General features: G+C 68.5%; 19 protein-coding genes. 5 read left to right on the plus strand and 14 right to left on the minus strand.

From position 1 onward, the window contains the following. Positions 1 to 20: 20 nt before the first annotated feature. The 3 genes from HMPREF9710_RS13505 to HMPREF9710_RS13515 all read right to left on the minus strand — a co-directional run bounded on the left by HMPREF9710_RS13505 (position 21) and on the right by HMPREF9710_RS13515 (position 5,858). Positions 21 to 1,613, minus strand: coding sequence for a sensor histidine kinase (locus HMPREF9710_RS13505; RefSeq protein ID WP_005667169.1), 1,593 nt, complete (start codon positions 1,611 to 1,613; stop codon positions 21 to 23). Between the two features lie 15 nt (positions 1,614 to 1,628). Continuing rightward, complete coding sequence (locus HMPREF9710_RS13510; protein WP_005667170.1) at positions 1,629 to 2,288, minus strand: response regulator; 660 nt, start codon at positions 2,286 to 2,288, stop codon at positions 1,629 to 1,631. A gap of 372 nt (positions 2,289 to 2,660) precedes the next feature. Further along, positions 2,661 to 5,858 (minus strand): PAS domain S-box protein, encoded by a 3,198-nt coding sequence (locus tag HMPREF9710_RS13515; protein ID WP_005667171.1) that lies wholly within the window; start codon positions 5,856 to 5,858, stop codon positions 2,661 to 2,663. Positions 5,859 to 5,968: 110 nt separating this feature from the next. Here HMPREF9710_RS13515 and HMPREF9710_RS13520 point away from each other — a divergent pair, with 110 nt between their 5' ends. Beyond that, positions 5,969 to 6,658, plus strand: a complete 690-nt coding sequence (locus tag HMPREF9710_RS13520; protein ID WP_005667172.1) for an SOS response-associated peptidase family protein — start codon at positions 5,969 to 5,971, stop codon at positions 6,656 to 6,658. Positions 6,659 to 6,695: 37 nt separating this feature from the next. Here the strand turns inward: HMPREF9710_RS13520 and gudD are convergent, their stop codons facing one another. Genes gudD through HMPREF9710_RS13535 form a run of 3 tightly spaced genes read right to left on the minus strand, consistent with a single transcriptional unit; the run spans position 6,696 to position 10,171 of the window. Then, on the minus strand, positions 6,696 to 8,036 hold the full coding sequence (gene gudD, locus HMPREF9710_RS13525; RefSeq protein WP_005667173.1) for a glucarate dehydratase: 1,341 nt from the start codon (positions 8,034 to 8,036) through the stop codon (positions 6,696 to 6,698). Between the two features lie 50 nt (positions 8,037 to 8,086). After that, positions 8,087 to 9,055 (minus strand): Bug family tripartite tricarboxylate transporter substrate binding protein, encoded by a 969-nt coding sequence (locus tag HMPREF9710_RS13530; RefSeq protein ID WP_005667174.1) that lies wholly within the window; start codon positions 9,053 to 9,055, stop codon positions 8,087 to 8,089. Positions 9,056 to 9,097: 42 nt separating this feature from the next. After that, positions 9,098 to 10,171, minus strand: a complete 1,074-nt coding sequence (locus HMPREF9710_RS13535; protein ID WP_005667176.1) for a porin — start codon at positions 10,169 to 10,171, stop codon at positions 9,098 to 9,100. Between the two features lie 487 nt (positions 10,172 to 10,658). Here HMPREF9710_RS13535 and HMPREF9710_RS13540 point away from each other — a divergent pair, with 487 nt between their 5' ends. Further along, the gene (locus tag HMPREF9710_RS13540; RefSeq protein ID WP_005667178.1) at positions 10,659 to 11,849 is read left to right on the plus strand and encodes an RNA-guided endonuclease InsQ/TnpB family protein; all 1,191 of its coding nucleotides are present in this window, start codon (positions 10,659 to 10,661) and stop codon (positions 11,847 to 11,849) included. Here the strand turns inward: HMPREF9710_RS13540 and HMPREF9710_RS28550 are convergent, their stop codons facing one another. From HMPREF9710_RS28550 to HMPREF9710_RS13555, 4 genes are all read right to left on the minus strand, one after another. Then, a complete protein-coding gene (locus HMPREF9710_RS28550; protein WP_005667180.1) occupies positions 11,850 to 12,362 on the minus strand; it encodes a LysR substrate-binding domain-containing protein in 513 nt (170 codons plus the stop codon). It abuts the gene before it with no gap. After that, entirely contained in the window at positions 12,359 to 12,745 is a 387-nt protein-coding gene (locus tag HMPREF9710_RS28555) for a LysR family transcriptional regulator (RefSeq protein WP_005667182.1), read from the minus strand. The genes HMPREF9710_RS28550 and HMPREF9710_RS28555 overlap by 4 nt, the downstream gene beginning before the upstream one ends. Positions 12,746 to 12,814: 69 nt before the next feature. Then, complete coding sequence (gene alr / locus HMPREF9710_RS13550; protein ID WP_005667184.1) at positions 12,815 to 13,963, minus strand: alanine racemase; 1,149 nt, start codon at positions 13,961 to 13,963, stop codon at positions 12,815 to 12,817. A gap of 4 nt (positions 13,964 to 13,967) precedes the next feature. Beyond that, positions 13,968 to 15,260, minus strand: coding sequence for a D-amino acid dehydrogenase (locus tag HMPREF9710_RS13555; RefSeq protein WP_005667186.1), 1,293 nt, complete (start codon positions 15,258 to 15,260; stop codon positions 13,968 to 13,970). Between the two features lie 124 nt (positions 15,261 to 15,384). On the opposite strand from HMPREF9710_RS13555, the gene HMPREF9710_RS13560 reads away from it, so the two are divergent. After that, positions 15,385 to 15,870, plus strand: a complete 486-nt coding sequence (locus HMPREF9710_RS13560; RefSeq protein ID WP_005667188.1) for an Lrp/AsnC ligand binding domain-containing protein — start codon at positions 15,385 to 15,387, stop codon at positions 15,868 to 15,870. 79 nt (positions 15,871 to 15,949) lie between these two features. Further along, positions 15,950 to 18,133, plus strand: a complete 2,184-nt coding sequence (locus HMPREF9710_RS13565; protein WP_005667190.1) for a hybrid sensor histidine kinase/response regulator — start codon at positions 15,950 to 15,952, stop codon at positions 18,131 to 18,133. Here the strand turns inward: HMPREF9710_RS13565 and HMPREF9710_RS27150 are convergent. Then, on the minus strand, positions 18,019 to 18,513 hold the full coding sequence (locus HMPREF9710_RS27150; protein ID WP_005667192.1) for a winged helix-turn-helix domain-containing protein: 495 nt from the start codon (positions 18,511 to 18,513) through the stop codon (positions 18,019 to 18,021). The two genes, HMPREF9710_RS13565 and HMPREF9710_RS27150, sit on opposite strands and share 115 nt — an antisense overlap. 170 nt (positions 18,514 to 18,683) lie before the next feature. Between HMPREF9710_RS27150 and HMPREF9710_RS13570 the strand changes: the two genes are divergently transcribed. Beyond that, on the plus strand, positions 18,684 to 19,226 hold the full coding sequence (locus tag HMPREF9710_RS13570) for a flavin reductase family protein (protein WP_005667193.1): 543 nt from the start codon (positions 18,684 to 18,686) through the stop codon (positions 19,224 to 19,226). A 3-nt stretch (positions 19,227 to 19,229) separates the two neighbouring features. On the opposite strand, the gene HMPREF9710_RS26595 is transcribed toward HMPREF9710_RS13570, so the two are convergent. From HMPREF9710_RS26595 to HMPREF9710_RS13585, 3 genes are all read right to left on the minus strand, one after another. Then, complete coding sequence (locus HMPREF9710_RS26595) at positions 19,230 to 19,703, minus strand: hemerythrin domain-containing protein (protein WP_005667195.1); 474 nt, start codon at positions 19,701 to 19,703, stop codon at positions 19,230 to 19,232. Between the two features lie 34 nt (positions 19,704 to 19,737). Further along, positions 19,738 to 20,571 (minus strand): universal stress protein, encoded by an 834-nt coding sequence (locus HMPREF9710_RS13580; protein WP_005667197.1) that lies wholly within the window; start codon positions 20,569 to 20,571, stop codon positions 19,738 to 19,740. Positions 20,572 to 20,844: 273 nt separating this feature from the next. After that, entirely contained in the window at positions 20,845 to 22,062 is a 1,218-nt protein-coding gene (locus HMPREF9710_RS13585; protein ID WP_005667198.1) for a metal-dependent hydrolase, read from the minus strand. Between the last annotated feature and the right edge of the window lie 141 nt (positions 22,063 to 22,203).

The following is a 22,203-nucleotide window of genomic DNA, read 5'->3' on the forward strand; positions in this document are numbered from 1 at the left end:
GCGCGGGCGGTACAACCGCCTCAGCCGACTCCTTCTTCGGTGAGGACGGGAGGCAAGTACAATGTGACCTCGGTGCCGACGCCGAACTGCGATTCGAGCACGATCTGGCCGCCATGCAGGTCGACGATTTCCTTGAGGATGGTCATGCCCAGGCCGCTGCCCGGCACGCCGGACTCGCGGTCGACCCGGTAGAAGGCATCGAACACCTGGGCCTGCTGCTGGGGCGTCATGCCCAGGCCCTGGTCGCGCACCCGGATCGCGACCATGGACCGCCCGTCGCGCCGTTCCAGCCAGGCCCTGATCGCGATCGGGGTGGCGGGCGCGGAATACTTGATGCTGTTGCTGACGATATTGGTCAGCGCCTGCTGCATCTTTTGCGCGTCGGCCGCCAGCGGCGGCAGGCCGGGCGCGAGGTCGGTGCGCACCCTGTGCGCCTGGCCCAGGCCTTCCAGGCTGGCCAGGGTCTGCTCCACCAGCGCCGGCAGCGCGACCGCGGAGAGCTTGAGCTCGGCTGCGCCGCCGGCCTCGATGCGCGCCAGGTCGAGCAACTGGTTGACCAGGTCGACCAGGCGCGCCGACTCGCGGTGGATGATCTCGACCAGCTCGCGCTGGGTGGCGGCGTCGAAGTCGCGCTTGAGCAACAGCTCGGAAAAGCCCAGCACGCTCGACATCGGAGTGCGCAGCTCATGGGTGGCGGTGGCGAAGTGGTGGCGCCGGCGCGCGTCGGTGGCGCGTGCGCGTTCTTCCTGGGCGCGGCGCTGGGTGATGTCGCGCACCGTGACGGCGAATTTCGGCCGCGCGGCCCAGGCCATGCGGCAATACGAGAACTCGACCGGGAAGCGGCTGCCGTCCAGGCGCCTGGCCCCGGTCTCATAGGGGGCGCCCTCGACCAGCAGGCCGGCGCGACGCCGGCTCACCAGGTCTTCGTCGAGCAGTTCGGCCAGCGGGCGGCCGGCCAGCATGGCGCCGCTGGCGCCGAAGATCTTTTCGGCGGCCGGGTTGGCGGCGACGATCACGCCATGGACGTTGAGCATCAGGATTCCGTCCGGCAAGTGGGCGACCAGGGCTTTTTCCCAGCCTTCGGGCGCCGGGCGTCCGGCCGGGCGCGCGCGCAGCTCGTCGCCGGCGATCGCCGCCAGGTCGCGCAGGGTCGCCATCTGGTCCTGGTCGAACTGGCGCGCCTGGCTGTCGATCACGCACAGGGCGCCGATCCGGCTGCCGTCGGGCGCGGCCAGCGGGATGCCGGCATAGAAGCGCACGCGCGGCTCGCCCAGCACGAAGGGATTGGCGGCGAAGCGCGGGTCTTGCCGGGCATCCTCGATCACCAGGCCGTCGGCGTGCTGGATGGTGTGGGTGCAGAACGAGGCGGCGCGCGAGGTTTCGGCAATCTCGATGCCGACCCGCGACTTGAACCACTGGCGCTCGGCGTCGACCAGGGCGACCAGCGAGATCGGCACGCCCAGCAGGCGGCAGGCCAGGCGGGTGATGCGGTCGAAGCGTTCCTCGGGCGGGGTGTCGAGCAGTTGCAGCTCGTGCAAGGCCCGCACGCGCGCGGCGTCGGGCTGGGGATCGGGCAAGGCGGTACGAACGGTCTTGTGCGGCTCGTGTCGCATTCTTCTTGGTCCTGGTTAAGTCTCCATGGCTCGCTCGCTGGTGCCGAGGATCTGTTCGACCCTGGCGCGCAGTTCGGGGAAACGCACCGGTTTGGAGAACACCGGTATGTCGGACGGTAAACCCATCGAAGCGATCGTTGCCCGGTCCAGCCCACTGATGACGATGATGGCCATCTTGCCATAACGCGGGTCGGCGCGTAGCGTGCGTACCATGCGGAAACCATCCATGCCCGGCATGTTCAAGTCGCTGATCAACAGGTCGGGTTTGGCTTCGCCGATGCGGATCAGGGCGTCGAAGCCGTCGCGCGCCTTGATCAGCTCGGCATCCAGGCCCCAGCCCGAGATTTCCAGCTCGTACAGGCGCAGCAGGGTGGCGTCGTCGTCGGCCATCACGATGCGGCGCGCCGAAGAGGGCGCCGCCGGCGCGGCCGGCGAACTGGCGGCCGCGCCGCCCGTCACCGCCTGGTTGCGCTGGGCCACCAGCCGGTGCACCGAGGAGAGCAGGATGCGGCGGTGGCCGCCCGCCGTCTTCCATGCCTGCAGCACGCCGCCCTCCACCCACAATTGCACGGTGCGGTGCGACACGCCGAGCAGGCTTGCGGCCTCCTTGGTCGAACAAACTTCCGAGGAAGCGGGATCTGGCTGCCCCGGCGATGGACTGCTGTGCGATTTCATGGATTCAGGTGTGCATATGGTTAAGTGCCCCGCCGGCAAGGCCGGCAACAACGCGCAGAGCATGCTTGCCGGATGGACAAGCATGCCAAGCGGGCATCATACAGGCATGCCGACATGCGCAACAAATACGCACGGGCAAGTCAACAATCTATCAAATTCTCACAATTTGCGATAGCGAAACTCGATAATCCGTTTCTTTATTGTAACTTGCGGTGGCATTGTTATGCAGCACAATTGGAACACCATTCCTTGCCGGTGGCGCCGGCTTTCCGGTTTGCTCGCCACCGTGCACGACAGCCAGCGCCATCCATCGCCCCAGCTACAGCGCGTGAACGGCCGGACGATATGCGGCGCGACGCCTGAACGCCCGGATCAGGCCAGCTTTTCCAGCAGCGCCTGCAGCTGTCCGGCGTCGTAGGGCTTGGGCAGCAGCGCGTCGGCCACGCTCGACGCGTGGCTGGCCCCGCTCATGAAGGCGACCCGCGCGCGCGGCAATCTTTGCCTTACCGTATGCGCCAGCGCTTCGCCTCCCAGGCCCGGCAACTGCAGGTCGGTCAGCACGACGTCCGGCCGCCGCTCCAGCAGCGCCAGCGCCGCCTCGGCGCTGGCCGCCTCCAGCACCTCGTAGCCCATGATGCGCATCAGTTCCGCGGTGTTCTCGCGGATGTCGTCCTCGTCTTCCACCAGCAGCACGCGCGCCTTCGAGCCGGCCGGCGCGGCGGCGCCGTCCGCCGGCTGCAGGGCCGCGTTCTTCTGCTGCTGGTTGGCCAGCACATGGCGGATCTTGCGCGCCAGGGCGTCGCGGGTATAGGGCTTGCCGAGCAGTTCCACGCCCGGATCGAGGCGCCCCCCGTGCACGATCGCGTTCTCGGTATAGCCCGAGGTGAACAGCACCGCGACGTTCGGCAGGCGCTCGCGCGCCTTCTTCGCCAGCTCCGGGCTGCGCAGGGGACCCGGCATCACGACGTCGGTGAACAGCAGGTCGATGTGGATGCCGCTGTCGATCACGGTCAGGGCCGAGGCGGCGTCGCCGGCGCGCAGCACCCGGTAGCCCAGGTCGGCCAGCATGTCGACCACGGTCAGGCGCACCTGCTCGTCGTCCTCGACCACCAGCACGGTCTCGTGGCCGCCGGTCGCCGGCTGCGCCAGCTGCTCGCCGGCGTGGTCCTCGGCCTGCAGCGAACGTGGCAGGTAGATCTTGACCGTGGTGCCTTCGCCGACCTCGCTGTAGATCTTGACGTGGCCGCCCGACTGCTTGACCAGGCCATACACCATCGACAGACCGAGACCGGTGCCCTTGCCCTCGGGCTTGGTCGAGTAGAAGGGCTCGAAGGCCTGGTCGATGACTTCCTGCGGCATGCCGCTGCCGGTGTCGCTCACGGCCAGCAGCACGTACTGGCCGGGCGCGACCTCCGTGTGCGCGGCGCAGTAGGCGGCGTCCAGCGCGGCATTGGCGACCTCGATGGTGAGCCGGCCGGCGCCGTCCATGGCGTCGCGGGCGTTGATCGCCAGGTTCAGGATCGCGTTCTCGAGCTGCGCCGGGTCGACCTCGGTGGTCCACAGGCCGCCCGAGATCACCATCTCGACGTCGATCTCCTCGCCCAGGGCGCGCCGCATCATGTCTTCCATGCTGGCCAGCAGGCGGCCGATCTTGACCGCCTTCGGCTCGAGCGGCTGGCGGCGCGCGAACGACAGCAGGGAGCTGGCCAGCTTGGCGCCGCGCTCGACGCCGTTCATGGCGTTCTCGACGCGCTTCTTGATCTCGGGCAGGCCGTCGGCGCGGCGCGCGATCAGCTGCAGGTTGCCGCCGATGACCTGCAGCAGGTTGTTGAAGTCGTGCGCCACGCCGCCGGTCAGCTTGCCGATGGTCTCCATTTTCTGCGCCTGCTGCAGCGCGGCCTCGGTGCGCCGCATGGCCTCCATCCGGGCCAGGTCGGTGCTGATGTCGCGGCCCACCGCGTGGATGTACTGGTCGTCGGGCGAGGCGGTCCAGGACAGGTTGCACCAGCTGCCGTTCTTGCGCCGATAGCGGTTCTCGAAGCGGTAAACCTGGCCGCCCAGGCGCAGCACCTCGATCTGGCGCGTGGTGGATTCGCGGTCGTCCGGGTGCACCAGGTCGAGCAGGGGAGTTGCGAGCACCTCGGATTCAAGCCAGCCCAGGATGGTCGTGAAGGCCGGGTTCACGGCGGACAAGGTCCCCTGCAAGTCGGCCACCAGCATGATGTCCTTCGACAGCCGCCACATGCGGTCGCGCTCCGCCGTGCGGCGCTCCACCCGTTCCTCGAGCGTGGCGTTGACGGCGGCCAGCGCATCGCTCGCGCGCTTCTGGTCCTCGATGTCGATGCTGCTGCCGATCCACAGGGCGCCGTCGCCGGCCTCGCCCGGCGAGCGCCGCGCGCGCACCAGGTGCCAGCGGTAGTCGCCGTCGTGGCGGCGCAGCCGGATCTCGACGTCGAGCGGGGCGCCGGACGCCACGCTGGCGTCCCACAGCGCGCGGTAGCGCGGCTCGTCGTCCGGATGCACCAGCGGGCTCCAGCCATGGCCCAGCAGGGTCTGGGGCGCGGCGCCGGCATTGGCGTATTCGTGCACACGGTCGTTGATCCATTCGACGCTGCCGTCCTCGTGCGCCGCCCACACGTGGTTGGGCATGGCCTGGGCGAAGGTGCGAAAGCGCGCCTCGCTGGCGCGCAGCGCGCGTTCGGCGCTCACCCGCTCTGTGACGTCGTTGCCTTCCACGAAGGTGGCGAACACCGCGCCATTGGCGTCCCGCAGCGGCTGCAGCACGAAGTCGATGAAGAAGTGCGCCGGCGCGTCCAGTCCGGGATTGCGCAGCGTGAGTTCGACGCCCTCGGCGCGGAAGGTCGTGCCTTCGGCGAAGCAGCGGTCGAGCACCTCGACGATGCCGTGTTCGGCCAGCTCGGGCACCGCCTGCGCCACCGGCAGGCCGAGCAGGGGACGGCGGCCGGTGAGCGCGCGGTAGGCTTCGTTGGCGAGGGAGTAGCGGTGTTCGGCGCCGTCCAGCAGGCAGATGAAGCCGGGCGCCTGCTCGAACATCGTGTTCAGGCGCTCGCGCTCGGCGCGCACATGGCGCTCGGCCTTGACCTTGCTCGACGTTTCCACCACCACCGACATCACGCCGGCGATGGCGCCGTCCTGGTCGCGGATCGGCGAATAGTCGAGATTCATCCAGACCTGCTCGGGCTGGCCGCTGCGGTGCAGGGTCAGTTCCTGGTCCTGGTAGCTGAGGGTGCCGCCGGCCAGGCCCACCTTCATCACGTTGTCGTTGAAGTCGGCCACCTCGGGCCAGCCTTCACGCACTTTTGAACCGAGCAGCACCGGGTGGCGCCCGCCGGCGAACACCCGGTAGGCGTCGTTGTAGATCATGTAGCCGTCCTCGCCCCACAAGGTGACGATCGGCGCCGGGGTGGCCATGATCAGGGCCACCGTGGTCTTGAGCACGGTCGACCAGCTGTCGATCGGGCCCAGGCTGGTGGTTTCCCAGGGAAATGCCAGAATCAGTCGCGAAGTCTCGTCGGTGGCGGGCAGGAAGGGAAGGCTGGCTGGCGGCATCGAGTGTAAATGCGAAGAGATGAATCTTGGTATTTTACACTTTGGGTCCCATGTACGACGCAGCACGCCTGCAACTGTTATCATTGAGCAACACTTTTTAGGCTTCTCTCATGTGTGTTAATTATCGTCCGCCGACGCCCGAGCAGTTCAATGGCCGCATTGGCGCCTTCAGCATCCTTCCGCGCGACTGGCACTGGCCCGAGGAAACATGGAAGGATTACGCGGCGCCGATCCTGCGCGCGGCGCCCGGCTTGCCGCTTGACGCCTGCGTGGCCAGCTATGGCATGGTGCCGCGGCGTCACATCCCGCCCGAGGTCAAGCCCTTCGACACCATGAATGCGCGCGCCGAATCGCTGCTCGAGCGGCGCTCGTTCGCCTTCGCCTTTCGCCGCCTGCAGCTGTGCGCGGTGCCGATGCTGTGGTTCTACGAGCCGTGCTACGAGAGCGGACGCGCCGAGCGCACCGCGATCGGCATGGCCGACGAGTCGATGTTCTGGGTGGCCGGCCTGTGGCGCGAATGGCAGGAGGCCGACGGGGAGATGTCGACCGCCTTCACCCAGATCACCATCAACGCCGACGACCATCCGCTGATGCGGCGCATGCACAGGCCGGGCGACGAGAAGCGCTCGCTGGTGCTGCTGGCGCAGGAAGAGGTGGGGGACTGGCTGGCCTGCCGCGATACCGACGTCGCGCGCAGCTTCCTGCGCCATTACCCGGCCGAGGCCATGAAGGCGTGGCCGGCGCCGCTGGCGCCGAAGCGCGCGGCGCCGCCGCCTTCGCCGAACCTGGAGCTGTTCTAGCCTTGCAGTAAAGACGGCGCAAGCGCCGGCCACGGCCTCAACGCACCAGGCAGGGGCGCTTGTTGTCGAACTTCCAGTCGCGCACCAGGTATTGCATGGCGACCGCGTCGTCGCGCGCACCCAGCCCCATGTTCTTGTAGGCCTGGTGCGCCAGTTCCAGCTTGTCGGGGTCGAGTTCGATGCCCAGGCCCGGCTTGCGCGGCACCTGCACCATGCCGCCTTCGATGGTGAGGGGGCGTTTGGTCAGGTGCTGGCCGTCCTGCCAGATCCAGTGGGTGTCGATCGCGGTGACCCTGCCCGGCGCGGCGGCGCCGACGTGCGTAAACATCGCCAGCGAGATGTCGAAGTGGTTGTTCGAATGCGAACCCCAGGTCAGGCCGAACATCTCGCACAACTGGGCCACCCTGACCGAACCCTGCATGGTCCAGAAATGCGGGTCGGCCAGCGGGATGTCGACCGACTGCAGCTGGATCGAATGGGCCATCTGGCGCCAGTCGGTCGCGATCATGTTGGTCGCGGTGCGCAGCCCCGTCGCGCGCCGGAATTCGGCCATCACTTCGCGTCCCGAGAAACCGTTCTCGGCGCCGCACGGGTCTTCGGCATAGGCCAGGATGCCGTGCTTGTCGCGGCACACGCGGATCGCGTCGGCCAGCAGCCAGCCGCCGTTGGGGTCGAGCGTCACGCGCGCCTGGGGGAAGCGCTCGTGCAGGGCGACAATCGCTTCCATCTCTTCGTCGGCCGACAGCACGCCTCCCTTGAGCTTGAAGTCATTGAAGCCGTAGCGCGCCTGGGCGGCCTCGGCCAGCCGCACGATGGCCTCGGGCGTGAGCGCTTCTTCGTTGCGCAGGCGATACCAGTCGTTGTCGGCGTCCGGCTCGCTGCGGTAGGCCAGCGGCGTGCGCTTGCGATCGCCCACATAGAACAGGTAGCCCAGCATCTCGACCGCGTCGCGCTGCTGGCCGTCGCCCAGCAGCGCCGCCACCGGCACGCCCATGAACTGGCCGAGCAGGTCGAGCAGCGCCGATTCCACGGCCGTGACGGCGTGGATCGTGGTGCGCAGGTCGAAGGTCTGGAGGCCGCGGCCGCCCTGGTCGCGTTCGGCGAAGGCGCTGCGCATGGCGCCCAGCACCTTGTTGTAGTCGCCCAGGGTCGCGCCGATGATGAAGGGGCGGGCATCCTCGATGGTCTGGCGGATAGCCTCGCCGCCGGGCACCTCGCCCAGGCCGGTATTGCCGGCGCTGTCGGTCAGGATGACGATGTTGCGGGTGAACCAGGGGCCGTGCGCCCCGCTCAGGTTCAGGAGCATGCTGTCCTGCCCCGCGACCGGGACGACGCGCAGGCTGGTGACGACGGGGGCATTCGGATTCGGGTTGCGCATGATGTACGGGTCAAAAAAGTGGAGGTTCAGGAAAAAGCGCTGGCGCCGGATCAGTCGATCTCGATCTTGCCGTTGGTGATCACGTCGCGCCAGCGCGCCAGTTCCTGGGCCTGGAACTTGGCGAACTGTTCGGGCGACGAGGCCACGATCTCGAACCCCTGCTCGCTGAGCTTGTCCTTGATCTGCGGGTCGCGCAGCGTGTTCACGATGGAGGTGTGCAGCCTGGCCTTGACGTCTTTCGGCAATCCCTTCGGCGCGGCGATGGCCTGCCACGAATACACGTCGACGTCCTTGACGCCCGATTCGGCGAGCGTGGGCACGTTGGGCAGCGCCGCCGACCGGTTGGCGCCGGTCACGGCCAGGGCCCTGAGCTTGCCGGACTTGATATGGCCGAGCACGACGTTGATGTTCTGGAACGAGACGTTGGCATGGCCACCGAGCAGGTCGGTGATCGCCGGCGCGCCGCCCTTGTAGGGCACGTGCAGCCCCGAGGTGCCGGTCTTTTGCCAGAACAGCGCCGCGGTCAGGTGGTCCGAGCTGCCCGCACCCGAGGTGGCGAAGGTCACCTTGCCGGGATGCTTCTTGAGGTAGGCGATGAAGTCGCCCACCGTGTTGGCGGGGACGGTGGCATTCGTCACCAGCACGTTCGGGGCCTGCACCGCCACCGTCAACAGGTCGAAGTCCTTCGATGGATCGTAGGGCAGCCGCTTCTGGAGCAGGGGATTGACCGAGTACACCGCGATCGAGGCCACCATCAGCGTATGGCCGTCGGGAGCCGCGCGCTTGACGTAGCCGGCGCCGATCGCGCCGGTGGCGCCCGGACGGTTGTCGACCACCCAGGGCTGGCCCAGCGTCGCGCTGATTTTCGGGCCGATCGCGCGGGCGATGGCGTCGGTCGATCCCCCGGACGGGAAGGGCACGACGGCGTTGATGGCCTTGCTCGGAAATGGCGCGGCCTGCGCGCCGCCCATCAACGCCAGGCCCAGCAGCAGGGACGATACGGTCGTATTCATTCTCATGATGTCTCCTCGTTATAAGTATTCAAGCGTATTCAAGCGTGATCAGAAGCTGTGGCGCATGCCGAGGTTGTAGCCGGTGTCGCCGCTGCCCGCTTCGGTATTGTTCGCAATGGTATAGCCGGCGCCGTTGCGGTTGTCGACGTGGCCATAGGCCGCGTACAGGCCGGTGCGTTTCGACAGCGCGTACAGGTAGCCGATGCCCCAGGCATTGGCGTCCTGGTTGAATGCCGTGCGGTCGTCCTTGTGCAGCACCGACGCCATGAGGGTGCCGGCGCCGATCGGCGCCGTCACGCCCAGCAGGACGCTGCGGCCGTCGGTCGACGGCGTCGGCCTGGTCCCGCCGTAGGGATTGTTCGGGTTGATCAGCGGCGCCGCATTGAAGCCCTTGTCGACGCTGAACCCCGCATGCAGCTTGACGCGCGCCAGCTTGTACGATGCGGCCAGCAGGTAGTTGCGGCCCAGGGTCCGTTCCACGGCCGGCGTGGCGCCGCTGGCCGGGACATCGGTGTTCTTGTTGTTGTAGACCAGGCGCAGCGCCAGCGGGCCGGCGGCGTAACCGACCGCGCCGCCGAACTGGCGCCCCACCGAGGAGTCGTCCTGTTCGCCGACGCTGTACGCCAGCTCGGCGTCGAAGCCGTTCACCCTGGGTGTCGCGTAGGTGATGGTGTTGCTGGTGCGGATATTGGCGCCGTTGTGGGGGAACAGGCTCTTGGCGCTGCCCGCGTAGCCGGTGCTGAACGGATCGACGATGGTCACCATCGCGGTGTGGTAGGGCGTGTACTGGCGGCCCAGGGCCACCGCGCCATAGCCGCCGCGCAGGCCGACCAGGGACTGGCGGTTGAAGATCGTGCCGGCGGCGTCGATTTCGCCGGTGTCGATCTTGGCGCCGCCCTCCAGGGTGAAAAAGGCCGACACGCCGTCGCCCAAGTCCTCCACCCCGCGCAAGCCGAAGCGCGAGGCGGCGCCGACGCCGCTCGTGACCTTGGTGATCCGCCCGTTCGCGCCGCCATCTTCGACGATGATGCCGGCGTCGACGATGCCGTAGAAGGTCACGGACGCCTGCGCATGGGCGACGGTGCCGGCGCAGGCCAGCGCCAGCGCTGCCAGTTGTTTCATGCTTGTCTCCTGTGATATGGCCGGATTGTTTGTCATCCGTACGCAGCCGGCGCCAGTGAATATCGGCGCGGCAGAGCCATCATAGGACCGGGATCGATTCCCGAGCAATTCAAATGCTGTCGTGTCTGATTCAATAATTGAATCGATCGCGGCGGCAGGTGGGTTCAGGCCTGGAGAAAGGCGGGGTTGATTACAGTTAGTTCGAAAGCTACTTGAAACTTCTCAAACTTGCCCACTTTGAGAAAGTTTGGCTCGACGATAGTCGGACGGACATGAATGCGGGAGTGCGCTGGTCGTTATGGGAGGAATACATGCCCGCAGCGCGAGTGCGATGGTTCGCATCTGCTAAAGATGGGCTGGAAATCTGGAATTTGGCTGAAGGGTGCGCTTTTGGGAACTATTTGGTGCCTCACCAGCTCTGACAAGACCGGCTGATTCGCTCTTGCCGGTTTCATAGCCAACGCCGGCCACGCTTCTGGGAACCATTATGTTCCGCGGTCATCGCATTCGTCTCGACCCCAACAACGTCCAGGCGACCTACCTTGCCCGCGCGGCAGGTACCGCCCGGTTCGCCTACAATTGGGCACTGGCCGAGTGGCAGCGACAGTATGAAGCGTGCAGGGCCGATCCAGACTTGCCAAAACCGAACGAGAAGGCCCTGAGGCGCCAGCTCAATGCGATCAAACGCATGCAGTACCCCTGGATGCTGGAAGTGACGAAGAATGCTCCGCAGATGGCGATCCAGCAATTGGGACGCGCCTTCGAGAATTTCTTCAAAGGCCGGGCTCGTTACCCGAGATATCGACGCAAGGGTCGTGACGACCGCTTTACATTGACGAATGACCAGTTCAGCGTCAAGGACAAACGCATCCGTATCCCGAAGCTGGGATGGCTGCGCATGTGCGAATCCCTGCGCCTGAGTGGGCGAATCGTCTCGGCCTCGATCGAGCGTGTTGCAGATCGCTGGTATGCCAGTGTAGTTGTCAACACCGACGCGTCACACTTGCCGCCCGCCAAAAACCAAGGCGCGGTAGGAGTCGATCTGGGTGTCAGGACGCTGGCCACCTTGTCAACCGGCGAGACCTTCGCCGGCCCCAAGGCGCTCCGGTCTCTCCTGGCGCGGGTAAAGCGCCTGGCGCGCAGTCTGTCGCGCAAAGTCAAAGGGGCCCGCAATTACATCAAGGCGAAAAACAAGCTCGCGCGCCTGCATGCGCGGATCGCCGAGATACGGCGGGACGGCCTGCACAAGCTGACCACATCCATCACCCGTCGATTCCATCTCATCGGCATCGAGGATCTGAACGTCAAGGGCATGCTTGGGAACCGCTGCCTGGCGCGCTCGATCACGGACATGGGCTTCGGTGAGCTGCGCCGCCAACTGGAGTACAAGGCGGCGTGGCGCGGTGGGCAGGTCGTCGTGGTCGATCGCTGGTATCCCAGCAGCAAGACGTGTTACTGCTGCGGCCATCGGCTCGAGGTGCTCGACCTTGAGGTTCGCCGATGGCATTGTCCAGACTGCGGCGCACAGCACGATCGCGACATGAACGCGGCAATCAACCTGAGAAATATGGCGTTGAGTTCCACCGTCGCTGCCTGTGGAGGGGAAGGCGCTGGCCTTGGGCGTGAAGCGCAAGACGAAACCGGCCCCGGCGAAGCAGGAATTCAACAGCAAAGTTAACTATGGACGGCTTTGCGTAAGTTTGAAAGAACGGAGCACCTGCTGCTTGAACAGGTCGAGCACGGGGTTGTCGTTGTTGCGGCGGTAGGCGCCCACCAGGTGGACGGGTTCGGTCATCATCCGGCGCGTGACGACGCCTTCGAACTTCAGGCGGCAGGCGCCTTCGGCGATCAGGGCGGCCCCCATTCCCGCGCCGACCAGCGCCAGCATGGTGTGGACCTGTCCGATGTACTCGACGACATCGGGCACGACGCCGGCCCTGGCAAAGCGTTCGCTGAGCATCTGGTAGAAGGGACGCGCCTCGTAGGGCGAGTACATGAGGAAAGGCCGGCCGTGCAGGCATTGCAGGGTGGGCTCGGCGGGCCAGGCGTGGGCCTCGCTCGCCTGCACCGCCAGCATGAGCGACTCGGTCGCCATCGGCACGCTTTCCAGTTCGCCGTTGATGGGGTGCGGCCGCATCAGGGCCAGGTCGATCTCGCCTGCGTTGAGCGCCTCGACCTGGGCCGTGCTCACGAGCTCTTTCGGTTGAGCGCCACGTCGGGGCAGACCTGGCGGATGCCGCGCACGACCGCCGGCAGCAGGCTGTAGCCGGAGGCGGCGGAAAAACCGATCGAGAGCGTGCCCTGTTCACCCCTGGCCGTGCGGCGCGCCTTGACCGCCGCCTCTTGCGCCAGGCGCAGGATGCGGACGGCTTCCGGCAGGAAGGCCTTGCCGGCGGCGGTGAGGGTGACGGAACGGCTGCTGCGCTCGAGCAGGGCCACGCCGACGCTGTGTTCGAGCAGCCGGACCTGGCGGCTCAACGGCGGCTGCGTCATGTTCAGGCGCTGCGCCGCCCGGCTGAAGTGAAGTTCTTCGGCAACGGCGACGAAGCAGCGAAGCTGGCTGATTTCGAACAAGGTGGACTCCCGGGCTGCCGCGGCGGGTCGCCGCAGGCAGCATGGTAACCGCGGCGCCCGATTTCGGCGTTATTCTTGCGCCGGCAGCCCGAGATAACGGCGCGCGAAGCGCCCGCCCAGGCGGGTCAGCACCTCGTAGCCGATGGTGCCGGCCTGGAGCGCGACGTCGTCGACCGTCTGCTGCGGGCACAGCAGGTCGACCGTCCGCCCCGGCGCGATCCGGTCTTCGGGGATGCCGGTGACGTCGAGCGTGATGCTGTCCATCGACACGGTGCCGGCGAAGGGCACGGCCACGCCGTCGACGAAGGCCTGCGAACGGCCGGTGAGGGCGCGCAGCCAGCCGTCGGCATAGCCGATCGCGATGGTGGCGATGCGGCGCTCGCCCGGCGCCACGTAGCGCGCGCCATAGCCGACGATGTCGCCGGCGGCCACGGTGCGCAGCTGCACCACGCGCGCCGCCAGCGACACCGCCTGCGCCAGCGGATTGGCGTGACCCGGCTGGGGATTGATGCCGTACAGCGCGCATCCCGGGCGCAGCAGGTCGAAGTGCCAGGCGCCGCCCAGGAACACGCCCGAGGAATTGGCCAGGCTGGCCGGCACGCCGGGAAACAGCGCGCGCACCTCTTCGAAGCGCCGGCGCTGGCGCGCGTTGAGCGGGTGCGCCGGCTCGTCGGCGCAGGCCAGGTGGCTCATCAACAATCGCGGCGCGATGCCGTCCAGCCAGGCCGGGTCCTGGCGCAGCCGGTCGAGATCGGCGGCCGCGAGGCCCATGCGCGACATGCCGGTGTCGACCTGCAGCGCGGCCGGCAGTTCGCGCCCGAGCTCGCGCGCCAGCGCGCGCCATTCGGCCACCTGGCCGGGGTCGTTCAGCACCGGCGTCAGGTCGTGCTCGACGCAGTCGCGCGCCGTGCCCGGCATGGCGCCGTGCATCACATAAATGGTGCAATCGCCGGGCACGAGCCGGCGCAGGCGGATGCCTTCGTCGAGGTGAGCCACGAAGAAGCTGCGGCAGCCTTCGCGCGCCAGCGCCGCCGCGACCTTGTCCATGCCGAGCCCGTAGGCGTCGGCCTTCAGGACCGCGCCGCAGGCCGCCCCGGTGCTGGCGGCGCCGCGCGCGCGCAGCAAGCGGTAATTGGCGCGCACCGCGTCCAGGTCGATCGTGAGGGTGGCGCCGGCGCGCGCCGCGCCGTCATCGCGCCGATCGGTGTGTTGATCCATGCGCTTACGCCTGCGCCAGCTTGGCGCCGGCGGCGCCGCCGCTGCCGCCCGCGTAGCGGAACACGGCCAGGTCGTCGGCGCGGATCGACGGCGCCTTGCCGCCCACCAGGTCGGCGATCACGCTGGCCGAGCCGGCCGCCATGGTCCAGCCCAGCGTGCCGTGGCCGGTGTTCAGGAACAGGTTGCGCAGCAGCGTGGCGCCCACCACCGGGGTGCTGTCCGGCGTCATCGGACGCAGGCCGGTCCAGAAGCTGGCCCGGGCGGTGTCGCCCGCGCCCGGGAACAGGTCGTTGACGACCAGCTCCAGGGTTTCGCGGCGGCGTGGATTGAGGTCGAGGTTGTAGCCGGAAAGCTCGGCCATGCCGCCAACGCGGATGCGGTCGTCGAAGCGGGTGACGGCAATCTTGTAGGTCTCGTCGAGGATGGTCGACACCGGCGCGCGCGCCGCGTCCGTGATCGGCACCGTCAGCGAATAGCCCTTCATCGGATACACCGGCAGCGGGAACCAGCGCTGCAGCAGCAGGCGCGAATAGCTGCCCAGGGCCAGCACGAAGCGATCCGCGGCGAATGCGCCCTTGTCGGTTTCAACCGAGACGATCTCGCCGCCCGCCTCGTTGAGGCAGCGGATCGTGGTGTCGAATTCGAAGCGCACGCCCAGGTCGCGCGCCATGGCCGTCAGGCGGCTGGTGAACAGCTGGCAGTCGCCGGTTTCGTCGTTCGGCAGGCGCAGGCCGCCGACCAGCTTGTCGGCCACGTTGGCCAGCGCCGGTTCGGCCGTGGCCAGCTGTGCGCCCTCCAGCACTTCATAGGCCACGCCGGCGTCGCGCAGCACCTCGATGTCCTTGGCCGCGCCGTCGAACTGCTGGCGGGTGCGGAACAGCTGGACCGTGCCCTGCTGGCGGCCTTCGTAGGCGATGCCGGTGTCGCGCCGCAGCGCGCGCATGCAATCGCGGCTGTATTCGGCCAGGCGCACCATGCGCTCCTTGTTGACGGCGTAGCGGGCAGGGTCGCAGTTGCGGTACATCTCCCACATCCACTGCAGCTGGAACAGCGAGCCGTCGGGACGGATCGCCAGCGGCGCGTGGCGCTGGAACAGCCACTTGGCGGCCTTCAGCGGAATGCCGGGCGCGGCCCACGGCGAGGCATAGCCGGGCGAGATCTGGCCGGCATTGGCGAAACTGGTCTCGAGGGCGGGACCGGGCTGGCGGTCGATGACCGTGACCTCGTGGCCGGCCTGCGCCAGGTAATACGCGGTGGTGACGCCGACCACGCCGCTGCCCAATACGATGACTCGCATATGTTCCTCGAAAAATCCAGATTTAGAAAAGCTTGCCATCGTAGCGCGGGTGAGGAGATAATTGTTTCTGTTAATACGCAATTTTTCAGCAAATACTTCTGCATTCACCCACCGGAATCGACCCATGCGCGTGCAAAAAGCCTCGAACCGCATCCTGGACCGGATCGACCTGCATATCCTGTCGATCCTGCAGCAGGATGCGCGGATCGTGATGAAGGACCTGGCCGAGCAGGTCGGGCTGTCGCTCACGCCCTGCATCGAGCGGGTCAAGCGCATGGAGCGCGACGGCGTCATCCAGGGCTACTACGCGCGCATCAATCCACAGGCGCTGGGCATGCAGATCCTGGTGTTCGTCGAGATCAACCTGCACCAGAAATCCGACAAGGCCTTCGAACGCTTCCGGCGCGCGATGCTGGCCATTCCCGAGGTGATGGAATGCCACCTGGTGTCGGGCGACTTCGACTACCTGATCAAGGCGCGCATCCCCGAGATGTCCGAGTACCGGCGCCTGCTGGGGGAGATCCTGCACGTGGCCGACGCCGGCCAGTCGAAGAGCTATGTGGTGATGGAAGAACTGAAGGAAACCCTGGCGCTGTCGATTCCGCGCTGACCCCGGTGGTCAATCCCGCAAAAACCGCAAGGATGGAGGCGGCTCATCCTATAATGGACGTTTCCTTTCTGGAACACCCATGCGCGCCGTTGCCGGAACCGTCCTGTCCCTCCGACACCTCCTGATCCTGCTCACCGCGATCGGCCTGCTGCCGCTCGTGCTGCTGGGAGTCTGGACCATCCACGGCGCCGGCCTGTACCTGGAGCAGGAACAGGAAAGGATGATGATCGGCCATGCGCGCGCGCTGTCGAGCGCCGTCGACGCCGAGCTGGACGCCACCGTGGCAGCCCTGAGCGGCATCGCCAAGAGTCCGCAACTGGCGGGCGGCGACCTGCGCGGCTTCCACGACACCGCCAGCCGCCTGTCGCGCCCCGACTGGCTGGGGGTGGTGCTCTCCGACGCCGCCGGCCGTCCGCTGTTTCGCACCATGGCGCCATATGGGGCGCCGGCGGCGCGCATCGCCGATCCCGGCAGTCTGCACCAGGCGATGGAGCAGCGCCGCCCGATGGCCGGCCGCGTCGCGCGCGGGCAGGGCGGGCGCCCGGCGGTGCCGGTGCGGATCCCGGTGACGGGGCCCGACGGCCAGCCCTGGGTCCTGACCGCCGTGGTCCAGCCGAACCGCTTCCTGGACGTGATCGCGCGCCAGAAGATTCCTCCGGAATCGGTGATCGCGGTGATGGACGGCGGCGGCGCGCTGGTGGCGCGCTCGCGCGACCAGGAGCGCACCGTGGTCGGCGCGCCCAGCGCCTCGCTCACGGCGCTGATGAAGAGCGGCGGGCCGGAAGGCGTGGGCGTGACCACCACGCTCGAAGGCGACCAGGTGATCAGCGCCTACACGACCTCGCCGCGCTATGGCTGGGTGGTGGCGGTGGGCGCCCCCAGCGCCGGCTTCGGGGTGGGCTTCTTCCAGCGCTTCGCGGTCTACGTGCTGGGCGCCTGGGTGGTGCTGAGCGCCTGCATCGCGCTGGCCTCGTGGCTGTCCGGGCGCATCGTGCGCCGCATCGAGAGCGTGCAGGCCGGCGCCGCCGCGCTGGGCAGCGCGCGCAAGGTGCAGGTGGCGCCGTCGCGGATCAAGGAGATCCGCGAGATGGGCCAGGCACTGGAGGCCGCCGCCAGCCGGCGCGCCGCGCAGGAAGAGGAGCGTTCGCGCCTGCTGGCGTCGCTCGAGGAAGCGCTGGCGCAGGCGCGCCAGGCCGGCCAGGCCAAGGACGCCTTCCTGGCCATGCTGGGCCACGAACTGCGCAATCCGCTCAGCCCGATCCTGACCTCGCTCGACCTGATGGACTTGCGGGGCGAAGCGGGCAGCCAGCGCGAGCGCGCCGTCATGCGGCGCCAGGTGACCCACCTGCGGCGCCTGGTCGACGACCTGCTGGACGTGTCGCGCATCGCCTCCGGCAAGCTGGCGATCGACGCCCGCCCGCTGAACCTGGCCGAACTGGCGCGTCATGCGGTGGCGGCCCTGCCGGGCGAGCCCATCACCCTGGAGGCGCCGCCGGAGGTCTGGGTCACCGGCGACGAGACCCGCCTGGCGCAGGTGCTGGGCAACCTGCTGTCGAACGCGGCCCGCTTCGGCAGCAGCGACACCCGCGTCACGCTGGCGGCGGTGAATGGCGAGGCGGTGCTGGGCGTGAGCGACAACGGCGCCGGCATGGCCCCTGAGTTGCTGGCGCGCGTGTTCGAGCCGTTCTACCAGGCGCCGCAGCCGCTGGCGCGGCGCACCGGCGGACTCGGGCTCGGCCTGGCGATCGTGCGCGAGATCGCCCAACTGCATGGCGGCCGGGTCGCGGCCTACAGCGCTGGCCCGGGCGCCGGCAGCCGTTTCGAGGTGATCCTGCCGCTCGGCGCGCCGAGCGCGGCGCGCGAGCCGGATCCGCTGGCGCCGGCGGCGCCGGGACGCCGCATCCTGCTGGTCGACGACAACGAGGATGCGGCCGCGGCCAGCGCGCTGCTGCTGCGCCACCTGGGGCATGCGGTGCGGGTCGCCCACAGCGCGGCCGAGGCGCGCGCGCTGGCCGTGGCCGAACCGCCCGAGGTGGCGATCCTCGACATCGGCCTGCCCGACATGGACGGCTATGCGCTGGCCGCGGCCTTGCGCGGCGACGCGGGCGCGCCGGAAGGAGGCCCGCTGCGGCTGGTGGCGCTGACCGGTTACGGCCAGCAGGCCGACGTGGCGCGCGCGCTGGCCGCCGGTTTCGACGTGCACCTGACCAAGCCGGCGACCATCGAGGCGCTGCAGGATGCGGTGGCGCCGGCCGCGGCCTGAGCAGGCGTGGACGGCGGGTTTCCGGCAGCGTGGGCGGGAGCGGCCGCCTCCCCGGCCTGGGGCGCGGGCACGGCGGTGAAGGCGTAGCCGCGCCCGGCCACGTTCACGATCGCGCTGCCGGCGTCGCCCAGCAGCTTGCGCAGGGCCGCGATCTGCACCCGCAGGTTCGCCTCGACCACCACGGTATGCGGCCAGGCCCCGGCCATCAGCGCGCGCTTGCTCACGACTTCGCCGGGCCGGGAGGCCAGCAGCACCAGCAGGTCGTAGGCGCGCGCGCCGCTCGGCAGCGGGCGTCCGGCGCGCAGCAGCAGGCGCTGGGCGGGAAGCAGTTCGAAGTCGAGAAAGGCGATCCTGGTGGGGGCGGATGGGCCGGAATCCATGGCAAGCCTCGTGTCTGGTGGTGGCGGGTCGGGACGTATCGTGACCATTGTCCGCCGCCGGCGCGCGCCGGCGCTAGCATTTTTCTGCTGTCGCGTGCGTTGCCTGCAAGCGTACGCCGGACGCTTGCGGGCCGGACCATAATATGGACGGGCTGATAACGGGAGGACGGATGGGACGCAAGCACGACCTGCCGCTGCACGAAGTGCGGCGCTACCTGGAGCCGGGACCGGTGGTGCTGGTGAGCTCGTGCCACCGTGGCGAGCATGACGTCATGGTGATGGGCTGGCACACGGTGATGGAATTCAGTCCGTCCCTGATCGGCTGCGTGATCTCGTCCGCCAACCACAGCCACGGCCTGATCCGCGCCAGCGGCGAATGCGTGATCAACCTGCCGACCACCCGCCAGCTCGAGGCGGTGCTGGGCGTCGGTTCGACCACCGGGGCCGAGATCGACAAGTTCGCCGCCTTCGGCCTCACGCCGGAGGCAAGCGAGCAGGTGGCGGCGCCGTCGATCCGCGAGTGTCACGCCCAGTTCGAGTGCCGGCTGCATGACGACAGCCTGGTCGGGCGCTACGATTTCTTCATCTGGGAAGTGGTGGCGGCGCGCGTCGCCGCGCGGCCACGCCATCCGGAAACCCTGCACTACAAGGGTGACGGCACGTTCATGGTGTCGGGCAAGGTGATTCGGCGCCAGCGCGCCGGCCTCAAGTAGATGTCAGTGGTGGCGCGAGCGCCAGCCCGCGTGCCCGGCGCCATGCAGCAGGATGCGCGGCACCCGCCCGCCGGGGCGGCCGCTGGGCGCATGCGGCGCCGTGGCCAGCGCGAGGTCGGTGCTGATCCGGTGCAGCGACAGCAGGTCGAGCAGCGCCGCCACCAGCTGGCGGCCGAGCGTGACGTCGCCATCCTCGACCAGCGGCATGGCGCGGTGCAGGGCGGCCAGGATGGTGGCGTTCTCGGCGCGGTGCTCGTGCAGGCGTTCGTAGTCGAGCGATTCCATGACCCGTTCCTCGTGCCGGAACCCGACCTCGACCGCCGTGACGACGGCCGGGAAGGCGTGCACGAAGCAGTCGTCCGGCGTGCAGGTGCTGTCGGCCGTGTCGGCCAGGCGCGCGCACAGGTGGCGGCGGGCATGGCGGATCGCGGCGCCGATGGCGCCGGCGCTGCCTCCTGGATAGTGGTGAAAAGTCATGGCTGAAATAGTGGCAAAGTAGGTCGAGTGGGATTCAATGGGCGATCAGGAGCGGCGCCGGCGCGTGGTCGAGCACGTCGCGCGTGACGCCGCCGAGGATCCATTCGCGGTAGCGGCTATGGCCGAAGGCGCCGGTCACCATCAGCCCGGCGTGGCAGTCGCGCGCCATGTCCATCAGGGCCTCGCCCTCGGTGGCGCGGGTATGCGCGACGGCGACGTCGACCTTCAGGCCATGGCGCGCCAGGTAGTGCGCCATGTCGGCCCCCGGTTCGTCGCCGTGCAGGCCGGATTGCAGGTCGGGGTTGACCAGCGCCAGGTGCACGGTGCCGGCCTGGGCCAGCAGGGGCAGGGCGGCGTTGATCGCGCGCTGGGCCGGCATGCTGCCGTCCCAGCCGACCAGCGCGTCGCCGGGGATCGGCTTGCCGTGGTAGGAGTCGGGCACCACCAGCACCGGACGGACGCCGTGCAGGGCCAGGTATTGGGGCAGGCCCCGTTCGGTCGTGGCGCGGGCGCGGCCATTGTCCTGGCTCACCACCACGAGGTCGGCGTAGCGCGCCTGCAGCAGCAGGCCGTCGCGGTCGGCGTCTTCGACCATGCGCGCCTCGGCGCCGCGGATGCCGAGGCGCCCGGCCTGGGCCACGAAATCGTCGAGCTGGGTGGCGACGGCATCGCGCAGGTCCTGGAATTCGCGATTGGAGACCGGCATGGCCATCGAGCCGTTCAGCACCGCGTAACTGGCCATCGACAGGCCGGTGGCGGCGCTGCCGACCAGGTGGGCGCCGTGCGCGCCGGCGAGCAGCGCCGCCGCGCGCAGGCGGCTCTCCTGGCAGGGCCCGCCATCGACATGGACGAGTATGGTCTTGAACATATGCTGACTCCGTTCGGTGGTCTGGAACGTGGCGCACGGCGTTTCACTATACGCGGCGCAAGGCAGCCTGTCAGGCGCACGGTTGATCGCGATCAAACGTGGGTCAAATTTCACTGCGGCGTGGGCTGGATTGGTTTGCTGGCAATCCAGGCCGGCAGCGTGGGTTCGGTAGTCATCGAGCTCCTGTCCGGTGCGGGGGCGGCTGCCGTCGATCAGACGGCAGCAGGCGTGCAATCCCGCCCTGCTTCAGGACCTGCCTCGGGCGCGCGACCTTCAGCGCCCGTCCAGCAAGTCCTGGCGCGGCCGCTCCCATTGCGGCACCGGCGCCGGGCACGGCTGACCGGCCATCTCGTCATAGGGAAGCGTCGAGAAATTCTCTTCCCCCGGCGCGCTGAAGCGGATGTCGGTCGCCTTGCCGTCGACCAGCGACGGCACGCGCGCGAAGCGCAGCCAGCCGTCGAAGTGACAGTTATCCTGCTGTAGCGCGCGCAGGCCGGCCAGGCTGCCGTGTTCCCGATACTTCCACGACAGCGCCTCGGCGGGCGCTCCCGGTTCGCCACCGAAGCGCGCCGGGCAGGCCGCCACGCTGGTGATGCCGGGCGCCAGGCTCAGTACGCCGAGGCGCACCGCATAGCTTCCGGCGCCGCCGTGGTCGGTGATCGTCGCGAACGACCAGCACAGGGGATTCGAGGGAAAGGCCGACAGCGGCAGGTCGAGCACCCGGCTGCCGGGATCGACCTGGGCCAGCGCCGCGCGGATCTGTTCGCGCGCCAGCTGCCCGGCCACGCCCTGCACCGCGATGAAGCCCAGGCAGGCCACCAGCGCCGTGACCACGCCGCGCGCGCCGCCGCGGCGCGCCATGAAGCCCACCACGCCCGCCAGCAGCAACAGTCCGGCGAGCGAACCCCATTGCAGGAACCCCAGATAGGTGAACGCCACCGGCGCCGCCAGGATCAGCGCCGCGAACAGCCAGCGCAGCAGCCGGTTCGGCGCCAGCAGGGCGAGCGCGATCCCGAGCGCGGTCCAGAACACCGGCTCGATGATGAACACCATGTCGCCATACAGCCAGCGTGAGTCGAGCGGGTGGAAGGGGTGCACGCCATACACGTTCAGGAAGTCGAGCGACAGGTGCAGCACCATCCCGAGCGCGGCGGTGGCCAGCACCGCGCGCCGCGCCGTGCGGTCGTCGCGCAGCAGGCGCCGCGCCCCTGGCCACAGCAGCCAGAGCAGGCCGAGCAGCAGCGCGATCTGGGGCAGGGCATACAGCAGCGTGTGCGTATGGCCGCGGTGGTGCAGCAGGTAGCCGAGCGGCGGCGCCAACAGGGGCGTGAGCACCAGGTCCAGGTCGGGGAAGTTGCTGGCCAGCGCGCCGGTGGCGAGCAGGACGCGGCGGCGCGTGCGCGCCTGGTGCGGATCGGGTTGAAAGGGCAGGGCGCGGTCGGCGAGTTCGCCCAGCGCCAGGCCTACCAGGGAGTGAGTGAGATTGTCCATCCCACAAGTTTACCGTGAAAGCAAGACATTGAACTAAATCAAGATTCTCTTGGTTACATAGCATGGCCAACCATCGCATTTTTGATGTAGGTCATATTTTTCGCATTTCCTCATCGCTAGAATGCAAGAAACTATATTTTC

This window comes from Massilia timonae CCUG 45783, assembly GCF_000315425.1.
GTDB classification, from domain to species: domain Bacteria; phylum Pseudomonadota; class Gammaproteobacteria; order Burkholderiales; family Burkholderiaceae_D; genus Telluria; species Telluria timonae.